Annotated in this window: 17 protein-coding genes; 4 read left to right on the top strand and 13 right to left on the bottom strand. The window is 72.2% G+C overall.

Annotated elements, in window-relative coordinates; all coding sequences use genetic code 11:
- Positions 1–98: 98 nt before the first annotated feature.
- The 8 genes from EUA06_RS10750 to EUA06_RS10785 form a co-directional block, all read right to left on the bottom strand.
- A complete protein-coding gene (locus EUA06_RS10750) occupies positions 99–536 on the bottom strand; it encodes a hypothetical protein (protein ID WP_129475402.1) in 438 nt (145 codons plus the stop codon).
- A complete protein-coding gene (gene pyrF / locus EUA06_RS10755) occupies positions 533–1357 on the bottom strand; it encodes an orotidine-5'-phosphate decarboxylase (RefSeq protein WP_129475404.1) in 825 nt (274 codons plus the stop codon). The genes EUA06_RS10750 and pyrF overlap by 4 nt, the downstream gene beginning before the upstream one ends.
- Positions 1354–2202 carry a nitronate monooxygenase gene (locus EUA06_RS10760; RefSeq protein ID WP_129475406.1) on the bottom strand — a complete coding sequence of 283 codons (849 nt, stop codon included), beginning with the start codon at positions 2200–2202 and terminating at the stop codon, positions 1354–1356. The genes pyrF and EUA06_RS10760 overlap by 4 nt, the downstream gene beginning before the upstream one ends.
- Positions 2199–3008, bottom strand: coding sequence for an iron-sulfur cluster-binding protein (locus tag EUA06_RS10765; protein WP_129475408.1), 810 nt, complete (start codon positions 3006–3008; stop codon positions 2199–2201). The genes EUA06_RS10760 and EUA06_RS10765 overlap by 4 nt, the downstream gene beginning before the upstream one ends.
- The gene (locus EUA06_RS10770) at positions 3008–4084 is read right to left on the bottom strand and encodes a quinone-dependent dihydroorotate dehydrogenase (protein WP_129475410.1); all 1077 of its coding nucleotides are present in this window, start codon (positions 4082–4084) and stop codon (positions 3008–3010) included. Before EUA06_RS10770 ends, EUA06_RS10765 begins: the two co-directional genes overlap by 1 nt.
- The gene (gene carB, locus EUA06_RS10775; RefSeq protein WP_129475412.1) at positions 4081–7404 is read right to left on the bottom strand and encodes a carbamoyl-phosphate synthase large subunit; all 3324 of its coding nucleotides are present in this window, start codon (positions 7402–7404) and stop codon (positions 4081–4083) included. Before carB ends, EUA06_RS10770 begins: the two co-directional genes overlap by 4 nt.
- Complete coding sequence (carA, locus tag EUA06_RS10780) at positions 7404–8555, bottom strand: glutamine-hydrolyzing carbamoyl-phosphate synthase small subunit (RefSeq protein WP_129475414.1); 1152 nt, start codon at positions 8553–8555, stop codon at positions 7404–7406. Before carA ends, carB begins: the two co-directional genes overlap by 1 nt.
- Positions 8556–8661: 106 nt before the next feature.
- Entirely contained in the window at positions 8662–10284 is a 1623-nt protein-coding gene (locus EUA06_RS10785) for an ABC-F family ATP-binding cassette domain-containing protein (RefSeq protein ID WP_129475416.1), read from the bottom strand.
- Between the two features lie 225 nt (positions 10285–10509).
- Here EUA06_RS10785 and EUA06_RS10790 point away from each other — a divergent pair, with 225 nt between their 5' ends.
- Complete coding sequence (locus tag EUA06_RS10790; protein ID WP_129475731.1) at positions 10510–11694, top strand: acetyl-CoA hydrolase/transferase family protein; 1185 nt, start codon at positions 10510–10512, stop codon at positions 11692–11694.
- Between the two features lie 13 nt (positions 11695–11707).
- Here the strand turns inward: EUA06_RS10790 and EUA06_RS10795 are convergent, their stop codons facing one another.
- Positions 11708–12130 carry a VOC family protein gene (locus tag EUA06_RS10795; RefSeq protein WP_129475417.1) on the bottom strand — a complete coding sequence of 141 codons (423 nt, stop codon included), beginning with the start codon at positions 12128–12130 and terminating at the stop codon, positions 11708–11710.
- Between the two features lie 32 nt (positions 12131–12162).
- Here EUA06_RS10795 and EUA06_RS10800 point away from each other — a divergent pair, with 32 nt between their 5' ends.
- Positions 12163–12906 (top strand): VOC family protein, encoded by a 744-nt coding sequence (locus EUA06_RS10800; protein WP_165354343.1) that lies wholly within the window; start codon positions 12163–12165, stop codon positions 12904–12906.
- Positions 12907–12952: 46 nt separating this feature from the next.
- A complete protein-coding gene (locus EUA06_RS10805; protein WP_165354344.1) occupies positions 12953–13597 on the top strand; it encodes a DUF3060 domain-containing protein in 645 nt (214 codons plus the stop codon).
- Positions 13598–13607: 10 nt separating this feature from the next.
- On the opposite strand, the gene EUA06_RS10810 is transcribed toward EUA06_RS10805, so the two are convergent.
- The 3 genes from EUA06_RS10810 to pyrR all read right to left on the bottom strand — a co-directional run bounded on the left by EUA06_RS10810 (position 13608) and on the right by pyrR (position 16439).
- The gene (locus EUA06_RS10810) at positions 13608–14876 is read right to left on the bottom strand and encodes a dihydroorotase (protein WP_129475421.1); all 1269 of its coding nucleotides are present in this window, start codon (positions 14874–14876) and stop codon (positions 13608–13610) included.
- The gene (locus tag EUA06_RS10815) at positions 14876–15802 is read right to left on the bottom strand and encodes an aspartate carbamoyltransferase catalytic subunit (RefSeq protein WP_129475423.1); all 927 of its coding nucleotides are present in this window, start codon (positions 15800–15802) and stop codon (positions 14876–14878) included. Before EUA06_RS10815 ends, EUA06_RS10810 begins: the two co-directional genes overlap by 1 nt.
- Before the next feature lie 82 nt (positions 15803–15884).
- On the bottom strand, positions 15885–16439 hold the full coding sequence (gene pyrR, locus EUA06_RS10820; protein ID WP_129475424.1) for a bifunctional pyr operon transcriptional regulator/uracil phosphoribosyltransferase PyrR: 555 nt from the start codon (positions 16437–16439) through the stop codon (positions 15885–15887).
- A gap of 139 nt (positions 16440–16578) precedes the next feature.
- Between pyrR and EUA06_RS10825 the strand changes: the two genes are divergently transcribed.
- Positions 16579–17190: a class I SAM-dependent methyltransferase gene (locus EUA06_RS10825; RefSeq protein ID WP_165354345.1), complete on the top strand. Its 612-nt coding sequence runs from the start codon at positions 16579–16581 to the stop codon at positions 17188–17190.
- Between the two features lie 9 nt (positions 17191–17199).
- Here EUA06_RS10825 and EUA06_RS10830 read toward each other — a convergent pair whose 3' ends face one another.
- Positions 17200–18480 carry an acetyl-CoA C-acetyltransferase gene (locus EUA06_RS10830; RefSeq protein WP_129475428.1) on the bottom strand — a complete coding sequence of 427 codons (1281 nt, stop codon included), beginning with the start codon at positions 18478–18480 and terminating at the stop codon, positions 17200–17202.
- Between the last annotated feature and the right edge of the window lie 124 nt (positions 18481–18604).

Raw genomic sequence — 18604 nt, forward strand, 5'->3', positions numbered from 1 at the left:
TGGTGCGTGAGAACGGGTCCGGTCGGTGCGGGTCAATCTAGTCAGAGGCCGACGCGAGGGGCAATCGGGGCAAGGCCTGTCCAGCCCTGCCCGTCCGCTCAGCGTGACAGTGGCGTCCCGCAGACGTCGAGGGCGTGCTGCTCGACGGCGGCCATCGCGGTGACGGTCTGCTCGGAGCCGACCTCGCGGGCCGCGGCCTCGATCTCCTGTCGGCCCTCGGCGTCGAGGTCCGCAGGCGGTTCGTCGGAGGTGTACGACGACGCATCCACGCCGTTGTCGGCCAGGACCTCGTCGAGCCTGCGCAACGGGTCGATGACCGCGTCCCAGTCGTCGGCGATGTCCCGGGGTGCCTGCTCGCGCAGGTCGTCGTACACATCGAGGGCGTCGAACAGCGCGCCGGTGTCCTCCGACGCAGCGATCTCGGTCAGCTCCTCCTGGTGGTCGGTGACCGTCTCGCAGTACTGCTCCTGTGGGTCTCCCGAGCAGCCCGTCAGGGCCAGGGTCACCAGGAGCAGCAGGAGGGGGGCACGCGTCACGCGCCCAACCCTCGCACGGAGTCGTTGCCGCGCAGGGCGGCGTCGCGGAGCGCCGTCACGTCGGGCCCGGCGGCCAGGACCTCGCGCGAGGAGCTCGGCAGCGCCCATCGGGCGGCGGCGCCGAAGATCCGCCGGAGGTCGTCGGTGGTGCCACCCTGCGCGCCGTAGCCGGGCACGAGGAACGGGCCGTTGATGTCGAGGTCCTCGTCGGTCGAGCCGATGGTGGCACCGACCACCGCACCGAAGGACCCGATCGGGTCGGCGCCGTCGTTGAGCCGGCGCAGGTGGCCGAGCATCGTGCCTGCGACGGTCGCGTCCGAGCTGCGGGCGTGCTGCACCTCGGGGCCCTCCTTGTTGGAGGTCAGCGCGAGGACGAAGAGGCCGGCGTCGTGGACGCGGCACGCCTCCACCATCGGGTCGAGCGAGCCGAAGCCGAGGTAGGGGCTGGCGGTGATCGCGTCGACGGCGAGCGGCGAGGTGGGGTCGAGGTACGCATCGGCGTAGGCCTGGCTCGTCGATCCGATGTCGCCACGCTTCACGTCGAGCAGGACCAGCGCGCCTGCGGCCCGGGACTCCGCGATCACCCGCTCGAGCACGGCGATGCCGCGACTGCCGAAGCGCTCGTAGAAGGCGCTCTGCGGCTTCACGACGCCCACCACCGGCGCGACCGCCTCGACGACCGTCAGGGCGAACCTCTCCAGTGACGCGACGTCGTCGGACAGGCCCCACTGCTGGAGCAGCCCGACGTGCGGGTCGATGCCGACGCAGAAGCGGCCTCGCTCCTCGATGGCGTGGGCGAGACGGGTGCCGAAGGTGGTCATCGGTCCTCCTGGGTCGATACGTGTCGGGGCGTGGCGAAGTGGGCCCGGAGCCGGGCAACGGTCGTGGGGTCGTGGAGCAGTGCGGTGCCGACCTGGACGCTGGTCGCGCCTGCGTCGAGGTACGCATTGGCCGAGCGGACGTCGTGCACGCCTCCGCAGCCGATGACGGGGAGCTCGGGCAGCGCGCGGTGCACCTCGGTGACGCAGCGCAACGCGACCGGCGCGACCGCGGGACCGCTCAGGCCGCCGGAGCGTCCGTCGGTGAAGGCCGCCGGCACGGCGTTGCCGACGACGACCGCGGTGGCACCGGCCTCGTGGCACGAGCGGGCGCCCTCGACGATGCGGGACACGTCGGGCCGCAGCTTGGCCAGCACCGGCCGGTCCACGGGGAACTCACGGCGCACGGCCGCGATGACGCTGGCGGAGTGGTAGGGCTCGCGGACCTCGAACAGGCCGACCCCCACCTCGTCGGGCGCACCGACATTGACCTCCAGCCCCGCGACCCCCGGCGCGCGGCTGAGCCGCCGCGCCAGGTCGGCGTACTCCCCCATCGTCGCGCCGGCGATCGACACGATGACGCGGGCGCCGGCACGCACCAGCCACGGCAGCTCGGTGGCGAGGAAGTGCTCGAGGCCGGGGTTGGGCAGGCCGACGGCGTTGACCAGACCGCCGGGGACCTCCTCGATGCGTGGCCCGGGTCCGCCGGCACGGGCGTCGAGGGTGATCGAGCGGGTGACGAGGTCGAGGCCGTCGAGGCCGTCGGGTCCGCAGTACGCCGCCAGCTCGCGGCCGGTGCCCCCGCACCCGGCGGCGACCATGACGGGCCCGAGGTCGAAGGCGCTCACACGGCACCCCAGCGCACGCGGTCGCCGCGGACGACGGGGCCGTCGGCGCAGGCGCGGACCACGCGGTCCACGCCGTCCTCCCCCACCACCGGGAGCGGGCAGCCGTGGCAGAGGCCGGTGCCGCACGGCGTGGGCACCTCCACCGCGACCTGGCTCCACGCGCCCGCCCGCTCGGCGGCGCCCGCCGCGGCACGCAGGACGGCCGTGGGGCCGGCGGCGTAGACAACGTCGGCGTCGCTGCGCCGGAGCAGGTCGTCGACGTGGTCGGCGACGGTGCCGCGCTGGCCGACGGAGCCGTCAGCAGTGATCACCGTGACGGAGCGCGCCGACCGCCGGGCCTCGAGGGCGGCGAGCAGTCGCGCCTCGTCGGGAGCGGAGACGACGAGCGAGACACCGCAGCCGCGCTCGCGCAGTCGCTCGGCCAGCGGGAAGAGGGGTGCGGCGGCGTACCCCTCGCCGACGAGCAGGCAGGACACGGCGTCCTTCGGCAGCGCGAAGGGGCGGCCGAGCGGCCCGGTCAGGGCGAGGCGGGTGCCGACCGGCTGGGCGGCCAGCCAGGCCGTCCCGGCACCGCGGCTCTCGACCACCACGTCGAGGGTCGGGCCGAAGGAGCTGGACGCGCGCACCCGGTGCACCCACAGCGCGCGGCGCGCGACGTGGCCCTCGACGGTGACCGCGACAAAGTTGCCCGCACGGAACCGCTCCGGCACGCCCGGCGCGGTGAGGGTGAGGTGGCGGTAGCCGCCGATCCGCTTGGTGGCGACCACCTCGGCCTCGACGTGCACGGGCCCCTGCACCTCAGCCATCAGTCGGCCAGACCCCGCACGATCCGCTGCGGCCACAGCGGGCCCTCGTAGACGAACGCCGTGTAGCCCTGGAGCAGGTCCGCACCCGCCGCGAGCCGCCGGCGGGCGTCGTCGACGGTCGAGATGCCGCCGACCCCGACCAGGGTGAGGTCGGGACCGACGCGACCCCGCAGGAGTCGTACGACGTCCTCCGAGCGCTGCGTCAGCGGCTGCCCGCTGAGCCCTCCCGCACCGATCTCGTCGACCGCAGCGGCCGGGCTGGCCAGCCCCTCGCGACTGATCGTGGTGTTGGTGGCGATGATCCCGTCGAGGCCGGACGCCAGGGCCAGGTCGGCCACGGCGAGCACGTCATCGTCGCTGAGGTCGGGCGCGATCTTCACCAGCAGCGGCACCCGGCGGTCGGGGGTCGCCTCGTCGGCACGACGGCGTACGGCAGCCAGCAGGGGCTCGAGCTTCTCGACGGCCTGGAGGTCACGCAGCCCGGGCGTGTTGGGCGAGGAGACGTTGACGACGAGGTAGTCGGCGTAGCGGGCGAGCAGCCCGGTCGACTTCTCGTAGTCGCGGACAGCCTCCTCCTCGGGCACGACCTTGGTCTTGCCGATGTTGACACCGAGGATTGGAACGGTCCCGCCGAGGGACGAGGCGGGGCCTGTCCGTCGAACACCTTCGGATGTGGCGTGGCCTCGTCTCCATTTCTCTAAACGTCTTCCGACGACCTCGGCGCCGTCGTTGTTGAAGCCCATCCGGTTCACGATCGCGCGGTCGGCCTTGAGCCGGAACAACCGCGGCTGCGGGTTGCCCGGCTGCGGCTCCCCCGTCACGGTCCCGATCTCGACGTGGCCGAAGCCGAGGGCGGCGAGGCCGTCGATGCCGACGGCGTTCTTGTCGAAGCCGGCCGCGAGGCCGAGCGGGTGCGGGAACGTCAGGCCGAGCGCCTGCACGGGGGCGGACGACACCCGCACCGCGCGGCCGGTCACCGGCGTCGCCACCCGGATCGCGCGGAACGCGGCGTGGTGGATCCGCTCGGCGTCGACCCGGGTCAACGCCCGGTCGAAGAGGAGGTCGTAGGGCCTCACGCGGTGCGGTCTCCGGCGAGCTTGGCCCAGTCCTGCAGCGACCTGACGCCGATCTCGCCGCGCCGCATCGCCTCCAGCCCCTGCACCGCGGCGCCGAGTCCCTGGATCGTGGTGATGCACGGAATGTCGGTCGACACGGCCGCGGTCCGGATGTCGTAGCCGTCGGCGCGCGGCGAGCCGCCGCTGGTCGCGCCGTGTGGGGTGTTGATCACCAGGTCGACCTCACGCGCCCAGATCCGCCCGACGATCGTCGGCTCCCCGTCGGGGCCCTCGCCCTCGGAGTGCTTGCGCACCACCGTCGACTGCACGCCGTTGCGCCGCAGCACCTCGGCCGTTCCGGCGGTCGCGAGGATCTCGAAGCCCATGTCGGCGATCTGCTTGACCGGGAAGATCATGTGGCGCTTGTCGCGGTTGGCGACGGACACGAAGACCTTGCCCGTCAGTGGGAGCGAGCCGTAGGCCGCCGCCTGGGCCTTGGCGAACGCGGTGCCGAAGGTCGCGTCGAAGCCCATCACCTCGCCGGTCGAGCGCATCTCCGGTCCGAGCAGCGAGTCGACGGTGCGGCCGTCGGCCGTCTTGAAGCGGTCGAAGGGCATGACCGCCTCCTTCACCGCGATCGGCGAGCCGTCGGGCAGGTGGCCGCCGTCGCCCTCGGCCGGCAGCACACCCGCCGTGCGCAGCTCGGCGATCGACTCCCCCAGCATCACCCGCGCGGCCGCCTTGGCGAGCGGCGTCGCGGTGGCCTTGGAGACGAACGGCACGGTCCGCGAGGCACGCGGGTTGGCCTCGAGGACGTAGAGCACGTCGGAGGCCAGGGCGAACTGGATGTTCAGAAGCCCCCGCACGTCGAGCCCGCGGGCGATCGCCTCGGTGGAGCGGCGGATCCGGTCGATCTCCTCGCGCCCGAGGGTGATCGGCGGCAGGGCGCACGACGAGTCGCCGGAGTGGATGCCGGCCTCCTCGATGTGCTCCATCACGCCGCCGAGGAAGAGCTCCTCGCCGTCGAAGAGCGCGTCGACGTCGATCTCGACCGCGTCGTCGAGGAACCGGTCGACCAGCACCGGCTGGCGCTCGTTGATCAGCCCGTTGGCGACGTACTTCTCGAGGTACGCCTCGAGCGCGCCGTCGTCGTACACGATCTCCATGCCGCGCCCGCCGAGGACGTACGAAGGCCGCACGAGCACCGGGTAGCCGATCTCGTGGGCGATCCGCTGCGCCTGGGGGTACGACGTCGCGGTGCCGTGCTTGGGCGCCGGCAGGCCCGCGTCCGCGAGGACGCGACCGAAGGCGCCGCGCTCCTCGGCGAGGTGGATCGACTCGGGCGACGTGCCGACGATCTTCACGCCCGCGTCGGCGAGGCCCTGCGCAAGGCCGAGCGGCGTCTGGCCGCCGAGCTGGCACACGACACCCGCGATCGGGCCGGCGAGCTGCTCGGCGTGGACGATCTCGAGCACGTCCTCCAGCGTGAGCGGCTCGAAGTAGAGCCGGTCGGAGGTGTCGTAGTCGGTGCTCACCGTCTCCGGGTTGCAGTTGACCATGATCGTCTCGTAGCCCGCCTCGGCGAGCGCGAGCGACGCGTGCACGCAGCTGTAGTCGAACTCGATGCCCTGCCCGATGCGGTTGGGCCCGGAGCCGAGGATGATCACGGCCTCCTTGCCCTCCGCGCGCGGCTGCACCTCGGTCTCCTCGTCGTAGGACGAGTAGTGGTACGGCGTCTGGGCGGCGAACTCGGCCGCGCAGGTGTCGACGGTCTTGTAGACCGGCCGGATGCCGAGGGCGTGGCGCACGCCGCGGACGACGTCGGCGCTGAGTCCGCGGATCTTGCCGATCTGCTCGTCCGAGAAGCCGTGCCGCTTGGCCAGGCGCAGCAGGTCGGGCGTCAGCTCGACCGCGTCGATGAGCTGGACCGCGACCTCGTTGATCAGCGCGAGCTGGTCGAGGAACCACGGGTCGATCTTGGTGGCCTCGAAGACCTCCTCGGGCGTCGCGCCCGCGCGGATCGCGTCCATGACCTTCTTGAGCCGGCCGTCGTGCGGGACGGCGACCTCGGCGAGCAGCGCGTCCTTGTCGAGCTCGACGAACTCCTTGTGCCAGTCGAAGGGCGCGTGCTTGCTCTCCAGCGAGCGCAGCGCCTTCTGCAGCGCCTCGGTGAAGTTGCGGCCGATGGCCATCGCCTCGCCGACCGACTTCATGTGGGTCGTCAGCGTCGGGTCGGCCTCGGGGAACTTCTCGAAGGCGAACCGCGGCACCTTCACCACGACGTAGTCGAGCGTCGGCTCGAAGGACGCCGGCGTCTCCCGGGTGATGTCGTTGGTGATCTCGTCGAGGGTGTAGCCGATGGCGACCTTGGCGGCGATCTTGGCGATCGGGAAGCCGGTCGCCTTCGACGCCAGGGCGGAGGACCGCGAGACGCGCGGGTTCATCTCGATGACGATGAGGCGGCCGTCCGCCGGGTTGACGGCGTACTGGATGTTGCAGCCACCGGTGTCGACGCCGACCGCGCGGATGATGGCGATCGCGAGGTCGCGCATCTTCTGGTACTCGCGGTCGGTCAGGGTCAGGGCCGGCGCGACGGTGATCGAGTCGCCGGTGTGGACGCCCATCGGGTCGAGGTTCTCGATCGAGCAGACGATCACGCTGTTGTCCATGCGGTCGCGCATGACCTCGAGCTCGTACTCCTTCCAGCCGATGATCGACTCCTCGAGGAGCACCTCGGTGGTCGGGCTGGCGGAGAGGCCGGCACCGCCGATGCGGCGCAGATCGGCCTCGTCGTAGGCCATCCCGGAGCCGGTGCCGCCCATCGTGAAGGACGGGCGCACGACCATCGGGTAGCCGAGGTCCTCGGCGGCCGCGAGCAGGTCGTCCATGGAGTGGCAGATCGTGCTGCGGGCGCTCTCGCCGCCGAGCGACTCGACGATCTTCTTGAACTGCTGGCGGTTCTCGCCGCGCTCGATCGCCTCGATGGACGCCCCGATCAGCTCGACGCCGTACTTCTCGAGGACGCCGGCCTTGTCGAGGGCCATCGCGCAGTTGAGCGCGGTCTGGCCGCCGAGGGTGGCGAGGAGGGCGTCGGGGCGCTCGTGGGCGATGACCTTCTCGACGTACTCCGGGGTGATCGGCTCGACGTAGGTCGCGTCGGCGAACTCGGGGTCGGTCATGATCGTGGCCGGGTTGGAGTTCACCAGGACGACCCGCAGGCCCTCCTCGCGCAGCACGCGGCACGCCTGGGTGCCCGAGTAGTCGAACTCGCAGGCCTGGCCGATGATGATCGGCCCGGAGCCGATGACCAGGACGCTCTTGATGTCGGTGCGCTTCGGCATCAGAGGGTGCCTCCCATCAGGTCGGAGAAGCGGTCGAAGAGGTACGCCGCATCGTGCGGGCCGGCCGCGGCCTCCGGGTGGTACTGCACGGAGAACGACGTGAGGCGCCCGTCGGCGTCATGGAGCTCGAGGCCCTCGACCACGTCGTCGTTCAGGCAGACGTGGCTGACGGTGACCTCGCCGAACTCGGTGGTCGTCGACCCCTCGAGCGGGGCGTCGACGGCGAAGCCGTGGTTGTGGGCGGTGACCTCGACCTTGCCGGTGGTGCGGTCCATCACGGGCTGGTTGATGCCGCGGTGGCCGTACTTCAGCTTGTAGGTGCCGAAGCCGAGCGCGCGACCGAAGAGCTGGTTGCCGAAGCAGATCCCGAAGTAGGGGATCCCGGCGCGCAGGGCGCCCTGGAGCAGCTCGACCTGGGCGGTGGTGGCGGCCGGGTCACCGGGTCCGTTGGAGAAGAAGAGGCCGTCGGGGCTGACTGCCTGGACGTCGTCGAGCGAGGCGGTCGCCGGGAGCACGTGCACCTCGATGCCGCGCTCGCTCATCATCCGCGGGGTGTTGGCCTTGATGCCGAGGTCGATCGCCGCGACGGTGAAGCGCTTGTCGCCGACAGCCGGGACGACGTAGGCCTCCTGCGTGCTGACGGCCTCGCTGAGGTTGGCACCCGACATCTCACCGGACTCCAGCACCCGCTGCAGCAGCCGGGTGGGGTCGCTCTCGGTGGTGGAGATCCCGACGCGCATCGCGCCGCGCTCGCGCAGGTGGCGGGTCAGCGCGCGGGTGTCGACGCCGCTGATGCCGACGACGCCCTGGTCGCGCAGCTCGTCGCCGAGCCCGCGGACGCTGCGCCAGTTGCTGGGCACCCGGGCGGGGTCGCGGACGACGTAGCCGGCCACCCAGATGCGCGAGGACTCCGGGTCCTCGTCGTTCATGCCGGTGTTGCCGACGTGCGGGGCCGTCATCACGACGACCTGGCGGTGATAGCTGGGGTCCGTCAGCGTCTCCTGGTAGCCGGACATGCCGGTCGAGAAGACTGCTTCGCCGAAGGTCTCGCCCTCGGCACCGAAGGACTCACCGCGGAAGGTGCGACCGTCCTCGAGGACCATGATCGCTGCGGTCTGATTCCTGGGGTGATTCCTGGCAGGCAGAGCCATGCCGTACCTCCTTCTCCGCCTCACGGGACGGATCGTTAAAGGATGTTCGAGCCGCCGCCGACCCTACCAGCGGCGAGGCCCGGATCGGCATCGCGTCCACGGCCTGTCACCACGGCGCGAGTGCCAGCTCCGGCCCCTCCCAGCGGCGCCGCAGCCACCGGTCGTGGGAGGCCAGGACGATGCCGCCGGGGGCCGTCGCGAGCGCCTCCTCGAGCTCGCCGGCGAGGGCGAGCGAGACGTGGTTGGTGGGCTCGTCGAGGAGCAGCAGGTCGGGAGCGGCAGCGATCGCGACGGCCAGGCCGAGCCGCCGCCGCTGGCCGACCGACAGGCTGCCGACCGGGGTGCGGTGGTCGCGCGGGTGCAGCAGGCCCAGCTCTCGGAGCGCAGGCGGGGCCGCGAGGTCGCGCACGGCAGCGTCGTACGTCGCCAGCGCGGAGCGCGACGGATCGGTGACCCGCGGGTCCTGGGTGAGCTCGCGGACGGTGCGCGCCGACACGTCGACCGAGCCGCTGGTCGCCTCGAGACGACCGGAGAGCACCCCGAGCAGCGTCGACTTGCCGGACCCGTTGGGGCCGGTGAGCAGCACGTGCTCCCCCGCAGCGACGTCGAGGCGCGGGACGCGCACCCGACCCTCGACCTCGACGTCGCGCAGCTGCGCGAGCCGCCCGGACGTCACCGTCGTGAGGTCGCCGCGGAACCGCAGGGGCACCGGCGGCTTGCGCACCTGCTCGCGCTCCGCGAGGTCGAGCCGCCGCTGCGCGTCCTTCTTGCGGCGCGCGAGCGTCTGGTCGACCCGGCCGCCCTTGAAGGAGTAGATGTACTTGTCGCCGTCGGTCGGGCCGCGGTCATGGGCGATCGCGCCGGTGCCGATCCGGGTGGCGTCGCGCAGCCGGGCGAGCTCCTCCTGCTGGAGGACGTACGTCTCCTCCCAGCGACGGCGGGCGTCCGCCCGCGCCGCCTCGTACGCCGTCCAGCCGCCGCCGAACCGCCGCCCGCCGCTCCCGTCGGTGCCGAGCTCGCCGGCGTCGAGGTCGACCAGGTCGGTGCACACGTCGTCGAGCAGCACCCGGTCGTGGCTGGCCAGCACGACGACGCCCGGCAGGTCGCGGAGGAAGCCGGAGAGCACCTCGATCGCGTCGTCGTCGAGGTGGTTGGTCGGCTCGTCGAGCAGGAGGCACGCGGGCCGCGTGGTCATGATCGTCGCGAGCGCGAGCCTCGTGCGCTGGCCGCCGGAGAGCGTGCCGACGCGGCGCTGCGGGTCGATCCCGTCGAGCCCGAGGCGCGCCGCTGCCACGGTCGCGCGCCGGTCGGCGTCCCAGGCGTCGTGGGCGAGCGCGGTCTCCAGTGCGAGCTCGTAGGCCGCATCCCCCTCTGCCGTGCCGAGTGAGCCGGCCAGTCGCTCGACGTCGACGACGGCGGTCCGGAGCGGGGCCAGCGTCATGGCGAGCACCTCGGCGACCGTGGCCCGGTCGCGGAACGGCGGCTCCTGCCCGAGGAGCACGAGGTCGTCGGGCGCCTCGATGCACCCGGACACCCGGGCGCGCGACGGGAGCCGTCCGGCGACGGCGCGCAGCAGCGTGGACTTGCCGACGCCGTTCTCCCCGACGAGGCCGATGCGTCGGCCGGGCTGGGCGAGCAGGTCGATGCCGGACAGGACGGTGCGGTCGGGGAAGGAGACCGAGAGGCCGGTGACGACGAGCGGGGCGAGCGCGGTGGAAGAGGCAGGCATGCGTGGTCCTCTAGGAGCAACAGGTGAGGGACTCGCCGGGCCAGAGGGCGCACGGGTGCGCTGCCGCGGACGCGAGTCGGGTCAGTCCTGGATCCACATGATGACCAAAGCCTACGCAGGCAGGGCCGGACGGCCCAACGCCTTTTCGGGCCCGACTGTCAGTGTGGGTGCATGCACGTCGTCGAGCTCGACCAGGCCGTCCGGGCAGTGCGTGCGCACTGCGACATGATCGGCAGCGCACCGCGGGTGGTGATCAGCGGCAACTTCGCCTCCCCGGTCACGATCCTGGGACCGCTGCTGGCCGAGCTCCCCGACGTGCGCCTGCACGCCCTCAACGCCCAGACGGACCTGCCGATGCACGACGGGGTCGTGCCGGAGACCTGCTTCGTCGGCCCCGGCTTCCGGCGGCACCCGCGCCTGTCCTACGTCCCCTGCCGCCTGTCGATGGTGCCGCGGCTCTTCCACGGTCCGCTCGCTCCCGACGTGGTCGTCGTGCACACCACCACACCGCGCGACGGCCGGGTGTCCCTCGGGCTCGAGGTCAACGTGCTGCCCGCCGCCATCGAGGCCGCCCGGGCACGCGGCGCGCTGGTGGTCGCCCAGCTGAACCCGCGGATGCCCTGGACCTTCGGCGACGCGGAGGTCTCTGTGGACGACATCGACCTCGGCGTCGAGGTCGACGCGCCCCTCGCCACCCACGTCACCCGGTCCCCCTCCGACGACGCCCGGTCGATCGGCGCGCGCGTGGCCGCCGAGATCGCCGACGGCGCCACCCTGCAGGCGGGCATCGGCGAGGTGCCGGACGCCACCGTCGCGGGCGTGCTCGACCGCCGGGGCCTGCGCATCTGGACGGAGATGTTCAGCGACGGTGTCCTCGCCCTCGAGCAGGCGGGCGCCCTCGACCGCGGCACCCCGGTGCGTACGTCGTTCGTGTTCGGCAGCCAGGAGCTCTACGACTGGGTCGACGACAACCCGCGGGTGCGGATGCTGCGGACCGAGACGACCAACTCCCCGGCCGAGATCGCCCGGCAGCCGGCGATGACGTCGATCAACACCGCGCTCCAGGTCGACCTCTTCGACCAGGCCAACGCCTCGCGGATCGACGCACGGATCTACAGCGGGTTCGGCGGCCAGACCGACTTCACGGTGGGCGCGAGCCACTCGCCGGGAGGCCGGGCCTTCATGGCGCTGCGCAGCTGGCACCCCCGGGCCGACGTCTCGACGATCGTCCCGCTGGTCGACGAGCCGGTCACGTCCTTCCAGCACAGCGCGGTCGTCACCGACCAGGGGGTCGCGTGGATGTGGGGTCGCAGCGAGCGGGAGCAGGCGCGCAACCTCATCGAGCACGCCGCCCACCCGAGCGTGCGCGACGACCTGTGGGAGGAGGCGCGGGCCCTCGGGCTCGCGTGAGCCCGTCGCCCCGTCAGTCCACGAAGACGCAGAACACGTGACCGGCCGGGCTCGCATAGGCGCGCAACGGCTCGTCGGGGTCGTCCGTGCGGTCGAACCGTGCCTCACCACCCAGCGCCAGCACGCGCTCGTGGACGGCGTCGAGCGCGCTGCGGGAGGGGACGGTCGTGTCGAGGTGCGACACCGACGGGTGGCCGGGCTCGGGCCAGCGGCTCCCGGGCAGCGACTCGACCTCCTGGATCGCGAGGCAGCGCCGGCCGTCGGGGTGGGTGAGCACCAGCCAGTCCGAGTCGTCCGCCCCGTCCTCCGGGACCTCGTCACCGGCGCGGTAGGCGAGGCCCAGCAGGTCACGCCAGAACTCTGCCTCGCGGCGGACGTCTACGGCGTCGAGCACCGTGTGCAGGAGCTGGGGGACGACGGGCGGGAAGTCGCTCATCCCGGGACTGTACGACCTGTCAGGATCGGTCCATGCCCGCAGCGACCCCTGCCGTGAGTCCCGCCTGGATCCAGGTGTTCCTCGACGTCCCGGTGGCCGAGCTGGAGCCGGCGGTCACGTTCTGGTCCGCCGTCACCGGGTGGCAGCCCTCGGAGCGACGCGGAGAGGACGGCCAGTTCCTCACGCTGCTGCCTGCGGCAGGGTCGGCGTACGTCAAGGTGCAGGCGGTCGACGGCCCGGCGGGCCTCCACCTCGACCTCGACTCGACCGACCGGCCGGCGGCCGTCGACCGGGCGGACGAGCTCGGCGCAACCCACGCCTGGACCTACCACGACGTCGAGGTGATGCGCTCCCCCGGCGGCTTCACGTTCTGCCAGACACTGGTGGACGGCGCTCCGTCCCTGGCGCGCGACGGGTCGACGATCCTCGACCAGGTCTGCCTCGACATCCCGGCGGCGCACTGGGACGCGGAGGTCGCCTTCTGGGCCGCGCTCACCGGGCGTGAGCCGCAGGTCGGTGCGTTGCCGCAGTTCGTCCGACTCGTCGAGGACGGTCGCCTTCGCCTCCTGCTCCAGCGGCTCGACGAGCCCGACGGACCGGTCCGCGCCCACCCCGACCTCGCCACCGCCGACCGCGCCGCCGACACGGCCCGGCACGTGGATCTCGGTGCCGTGGTGCGCGGGGTGCACGACTTCTGGACCGTCCTCACCGCTCCCGGCGGTCAGGTCTACTGCCTGACCGATCGCGACCCCACGACCGGTACGCGCGCGGTGTGACGAGACCCACCGCCCACGAACCGGTGCACATGCGTACTCTCGGTATGTGACCTTCCTCCGGAATGCCCTGTCCACCGCCGTCGTCCTGGCAGCGGCCACCACGGTCGTCGCGCCCGCACCGGCCACCGCCGGCGGGATCACCCTCCCGGTGCAGTGCGAGGTCGGGACGGAGACCGTGCTGCCGTGGGACGACGTCGCCTACGACCTGCGCGGCACGTGCGGGGTCGTCAGGCTCTCCGGAGACCGCACGACCGTCACCATGCCCTCGGCCACGCGTCTGGTCATCGAGGGCGCCGGCAACACCGTGACCGCGAAGCCCGTCTACGACGTCGAGGTCGTCGGCGCGGACAACTCGCTCACCACCCCGTCCCTCACCTCCCTGGTCCTGACGGGCACCGGGTCGACGGTCGCCGTGTCCGGGCTGGTCGAACGAGCCGAGCTGCTCGGCGCCGGCTCGTCGTTGAGCGCCGACACGATCAACGTCCTCCGGCTGCGCGGCACCGACACGGTCACGGCCCGCAAGGCCTACCGCACCCGGATCATCGGCTCGGACAACTCCCTCGTCCTGGCCCGCGCCGACCGCCTCGTGCTCACCGGCGACCGCAATTCCGTCACCGTCGCGCGAGGTCGTACGACGCTCCGCGACCGTGGCGACGCCAACGTGCTCGACCTGCGCCCGCGCAGGCGCTGACCGGCGTCGGTCAGGCGAGCGCGCCGTCGCGGACGGTCACCCGGCCGACGTACACCGTGTGCACGACGCGCGAGGTCAGGCCGCGACCGTGCCACGGGTTGTTGCGCGACAGCGAGGCCGACGTGTCCCGGTCGACGGTGACGCTGGCGTCCGGGTCGACGAGCACGACGTTGGCGGGCGAGCCCGGGGCGAGCGACTGCCCCTGGCCGGTCAGTCCCGCGATCCGCGCCGGCGTCACCGACATCACGCGCGCGACGTCGCTCCAGGAGAGGTCCGGGAGCGCCGTGCGCACCACACCGAGCGAGGTCTCGAGGCCGACCATCCCAAAGGCCGCGTCGACGAAGGCGTGCTCCTTGTCGTGGCGGGCGTGCGGTGCGTGGTCGGTCGCAACCGCGTCGATGGTGCCGTCGCGCAGCGCCTCGCGCAGGGCGTCGACGTCCTCCTGCGGGCGCAGCGGCGGGTTGACCTTGTAGGTCGGGTCGTAGCCCGTGAGCAGGTCGGTGGTGAGGAGCAGGTGGTGGGGCGTGACCTCGGCGGTGACGTCGATGCTCTGGGCCTTGGCCCAGCGGAGCACCTCGACCGAACCGGCCGTCGAGACGTGGGCGACGTGGACGCGCGAGCCGGTGTGGCGCCCGAGCATCACGTCGCGGGCGACGATCACCTCCTCTGCGATCCCGGGCCAGCCGGGCAGGCCGAGGCGACCGGACAGCTCGCCCTCGTGGCAGCACGCAGCCGGTCCGGCCAGCGCCGGGTCCTGGGAGTGCTGGGAGACGACCCCACCGAACGCCTTGACGTACTCCAGCGCGCGTCGCATGACGCGTGCGTCGTGGACGCACTTCCCGTCGTCGGAGAAGACGGTGACGCCCGCGCGCGAGCGATGCATCAGCCCGAGCTCGGCGAGCTCCTCGCCGCCGAGACCGCGGGTCACGGCGCCGACCGGCTGCACGTGCACGAGCCCGGCCTCCCGACCCAGCTCCCACACGCGGGTGGCAGCCTCGGCGGTGTCGGTGACGGGACTCGTGTTGGCCATCGCGAGGATCGCGGTGTAGCCACCGAGGGCGGCGGCCTGGGAGCCGGTCAGCACGGTCTCCGCGTCCTCCCGGCCGGGCTCGCGCAGGTGGGTGTGCAGGTCGACGAGCCCGGGCAGCGCGACGAGCCCGTCGGCGTCGAGGGTCTCCGCGCCGCTCGGGGCCTCGTCGACGAACATCCCCGAGTCGTCGACGTAGAGGTCTCCGGTCTTCTCGCCGAGCAGCGAGGCTCCGGTGATCACGAGGGACATCAGGCTTCTTCTCCTGCCAGCAGGTGGTAGAGCACGGCCATCCGGATCGCGAGCCCGCTGGAGACCTGCTCCAGCACGACCGACTGGGTTGCATCGGCAGCGTCAGCGGCGATCTCGAGGCCGCGGTTCATCGGACCGGGGTGGCAGATCGGCACGTCCGGCTTGAGCAGCGCCAGCCGGTTGCGGGTCAGGCCGTAGCCGACGGTGTACTCCCGCGGGCTCGGGAAGAACGCCCCCGACATCCGTTCCCGCTGCACCCGCAGCATCATCACCGCGTCCGCCTCCGGCAGCACGGCGTCGACGTCGTACGACGTCTCGAAGCCGGCAGCGGCCGACCACGACGCGATGCCGCTGGGCATCAGCGTCGGCGGCGCGACGACGGTGACCCGGGCGCCGAGCTTGGTCAAGCACTGCACGTTGGAGCGGAAGACCCGGCTGTGGGTCAGGTCGCCGATGATCGCGACGTGCCGGCCCTCGAGCGAGCCGAGGTGGCGCTGGAGCGTGTAGGCGTCGAGGAGCGCCTGGGTCGGGTGCTCGTGCATCCCGTCACCGGCGTTGACGACCGACGCGTCGACCCACTGGCTGACCTGGAGCGCCGCGCCGCTGGCCGGGTGGCGGATGACGAGGCCGTCGACACCCATCGCGCAGACGGTGAGCACGGTGTCGCGCAGGCTCTCGCCCTTCGACGTGCTCGAGCCCTTGGCGCTGACGTTGATCACGTCGGCGGAGAGCCACTTGCCGGCGATCTCGAAGGACGAGCGGGTGCGCGTCGAGTCCTCGAAGAACATGTTCACGACCGTGCGACCACGCAGCGCGGGCAGCTTCTTGACCTCGCGCTTCTGCACGTCGTGCATGTCGGCGGCGGTCTCGAAGAGCTGGCCGATCTCGTCGGTGCTGAGGTCGTCGATGGAGAGCAGGTGCTTCACGAGATGGTCACCTCGTCGGTGCCGTCGACCTCGGCGAGGCGCACGCTGACGCGCTCGGCGAAATGGGTTGAGCGGAGGTTCTTCACGAGATCGTCACCTCGTCGGTGCCGTCGACCTCGGCCAGGCGCACGCTGACGCGCTCGGCGAGGGCGGAGGGCAGGTTCTTGCCGACGTGGTCGGCGCGGATCGGGAGCTCGCGGTGGCCGCGGTCGACCAGCACGGCGAGGCGTACGGCGCTCGGCCGGCCGAGGTCGGCGAGCGCGTCGAGGGCGGCGCGGATCGTCCGGCCGGAGAAGAGCACGTCGTCGACCAGGACGACCACCTTGCGGTCGATGCCGCCCGCGGGCAGCGCGGTCTTGTGCGCGCGGCGGGTGGGCTGCGAGCGCAGGTCGTCGCGGTACATCGTCACGTCGAGCTCGCCGACCGCGACGGGCGCACCCTCGACCGCGGCGATCTTCTCGGCGATGCGCCTCGCGAGTGGTACGCCGCGGGTGTGCAGGCCGAGCAGCACCAGGTCGGTGGCGCCCTTGTTGCGCTCGAGCAGCTCGTGCGAGATCCGGGTCAGCGCCCGGGAGATGTCACGGGCGTCGAGGACGGTGCGGTCCGACCTGGTCGGGTCGGTGTCAGGGTCAGCCATCTGCTCGCCGGACCTCCTTCTCCGCCTCACGGGACGGCTCGTTAAAGGATGTCGATCGCCGCAGACCCTAGCAGTGGAGCCCGACGGGAGTACCGTCGAAGTGGACGGTACTTTCCGTCTCGCAGGTCAGGAACTGAACATGGGCATCGGATACGCCACCGCTTACCGCGCAGGGATCACCCCGTGGGAGAAGGCGGGCCGCGAGGACCAGCCCACGCTCATCCACCTCCTCGAGCGCGAGGAGGCCGACCGGCCCGACCGCGTACGCCGCGCCATCGACCTCGGCTGCGGCCGGGGTGAGAACACCAAGCTGCTGCTCGACCGCGGCTGGGACGCGATGGGCGTGGACAACGTCCGCCAGGCCGTCGACGTCGCGGTCCGCCGCAACGGGCTCGAGGACGCCCGGTTCGTCATCGGCGACGTCCGCCACCTCGTGCACTCGGGCGTCGGCACGGGCTTCGACCTGTTCCTCGACATGGGGTGCTTCCAGAGCCTCGACGACGTGGGGCGCACCCTGATGGCCGGCGGGGTCACAGAGCTCGCCGAGCCCGACGCGACCATCCTCATCCGCACGGGCGGCGCGCGGGCGTGGCCGGTCAGACCGAAGGACGCCATCCGGCGCGACATCCAACGCGCCTACCGCGGCTGGGACGTCGCCGCCGTGACCGGCGTCGGCGCGCCGACCTCGTCCTCGCCCACACGTTCCTCCGGCGGCAACCGCGGCGAGTGGTTCCGCCTCACCCGCCCCTGAGCGAGCGGGTCAGCGCTCGAGGATCGCCACGACGCCCTGGCCACCGGCGGCGCAGATGGAGATCAGCGCCCGACCCGAGCCCTTGGCCGCCAGCAGCTTCGCGGCGACCGGGATGATCCGGCCGCCGGTCGCGGCGAAGGGGTGCGCCGCGGCGAGCGAGGAGCCGTTGACGTTGAGCTTGTCACGGTCGATCGCGCCGAGCGGGCCTTCGAGGCCGAGGCGCTCCTGGCAGAACACCGGGTCCTCCCAGGCGGCGAGCGTCGAGAGCACCTGCGAGGCGAAGGCCTCGTGGATCTCGTAGTAGTCGAAGTCCTGCAGCGTCAGCCCGTTGCGCTCCAGCATCCGCGGGACGGCGTACGCCGGTGCCATCAGCAGGCCCTCGTGCCCGTTGACGTAGTCGACCGCAGCGGTCTCGGCGTCGACGAGGTGGGCGAGGACAGGCAGCCCGCGCTCCTCGGCCCACTCGTCGCTCGAGAGCAGCACGGCCGACGCGCCGTCGGAGAGCGGCGTGCTGTTGCCGGCAGTCATGGTGGCCGACGCGCCCTTGCCGAAGACCGGCTTGAGGGTCGCCAGCTTCTCGACCGAGGAGTCCGGCCGCATGTTGTTGTCGCGCTCGACGCCGCGGAACGGCGTGATCAGGTCGTCCTGGAAGCCCTCGTCGTAGGACCGGGCGAGGTTGTGGTGCGAGCGGGCCGCCAGCTCGTCCTGCGCCTCACGGCTGATCCGCCACTCGACCGCGGTGAGGGCGGCGTGCTCGCCCATCGACAGGCGGGTGCGGGGCTCGCCGTTCTGCGGGATGTCGAGGCCGATGTCACCCGGGCGGATGGCGCCGAGCGCCTTGAGCCGGCTCGCGGTGTCCTTGGCGGAGTTGACCCTCATCAGCTTCTTGCGGAGCTTGTCGCTGATCGCCACGGGAGCGTCCGACGTGGTGTCGGTGCCACCGGCCACGCCGGCGTCGATCACGCCGAGTGCGATCTTGTTGGCCACCTGGATCGCCGCCTGGAGGCCGGTGCCGCACGCCTGCTGGATGTCGGTCGCCGCGGTCTCGGGGGCGAGCTTGGAGCCCAGCACCGACTCGCGGGTGAGGTTGAAGTCGCGCGAGTGCTTGAGCACCGCACCGGCCACGACCTCGCCGAGCCGCTCGCCCTGCAGGTCGAAGCGGTCCACGAGTCCGTCGATGGCGGCCGTGAGCATCTCCTGGTTGGAGACACCGGCGTAGACCGTGTTGGACCGGGCGAACGGGATGCGGTTGCCGCCGACGACGGCGACGGGACGAGTGGTCTTCTGCATGTTCCTATCCTTGCCTGAGTGGTGCCGCTCGCCAACGGGGTGAGGGGCACGTCACGAAAAGTGGACTCCGAGTAGCACTCCGAGTTACATGATCCAGAACTCACACACCACCAGCGCAGAGGGA

The sequence above is a fragment of the Nocardioides glacieisoli genome (assembly GCF_004137245.1).
Lineage (GTDB): Bacteria > Actinomycetota > Actinomycetes > Propionibacteriales > Nocardioidaceae > Nocardioides > Nocardioides glacieisoli.

Bases quoted from the DNA above. Each gene is read 5' to 3' on its own strand.
- EUA06_RS10810 (WP_129475421.1), bottom strand. From the start codon at position 14,876: ATGTCCCTCGTGATCACCGGAGCCTCGCTGCTCGGCGAGAAGACCGGA.
- EUA06_RS10830 (WP_129475428.1), bottom strand. From the start codon at position 18,480: ATGCAGAAGACCACTCGTCCCGTCGCCGTCGTCGGCGGCAACCGCATC.
- EUA06_RS10785 (WP_129475416.1), bottom strand. From the start codon at position 10,284: ATGCCTGCCTCTTCCACCGCGCTCGCCCCGCTCGTCGTCACCGGCCTC.
- EUA06_RS10765 (WP_129475408.1), bottom strand. From the start codon at position 3,008: ATGGCTGAGGTGCAGGGGCCCGTGCACGTCGAGGCCGAGGTGGTCGCC.
- pyrF (WP_129475404.1), bottom strand. From the start codon at position 1,357: ATGACCACCTTCGGCACCCGTCTCGCCCACGCCATCGAGGAGCGAGGC.
- EUA06_RS10795 (WP_129475417.1), bottom strand. From the start codon at position 12,130: ATGAGCGACTTCCCGCCCGTCGTCCCCCAGCTCCTGCACACGGTGCTC.
- EUA06_RS10825 (WP_165354345.1), top strand. From the start codon at position 16,579: ATGGGCATCGGATACGCCACCGCTTACCGCGCAGGGATCACCCCGTGG.
- carB (WP_129475412.1), bottom strand. From the start codon at position 7,404: ATGCCGAAGCGCACCGACATCAAGAGCGTCCTGGTCATCGGCTCCGGG.
- pyrR (WP_129475424.1), bottom strand. From the start codon at position 16,439: ATGGCTGACCCTGACACCGACCCGACCAGGTCGGACCGCACCGTCCTC.
- EUA06_RS10790 (WP_129475731.1), top strand. From the start codon at position 10,510: ATGATCGGCAGCGCACCGCGGGTGGTGATCAGCGGCAACTTCGCCTCC.
- EUA06_RS10800 (WP_165354343.1), top strand. From the start codon at position 12,163: ATGCCCGCAGCGACCCCTGCCGTGAGTCCCGCCTGGATCCAGGTGTTC.
- carA (WP_129475414.1), bottom strand. From the start codon at position 8,555: ATGGCTCTGCCTGCCAGGAATCACCCCAGGAATCAGACCGCAGCGATC.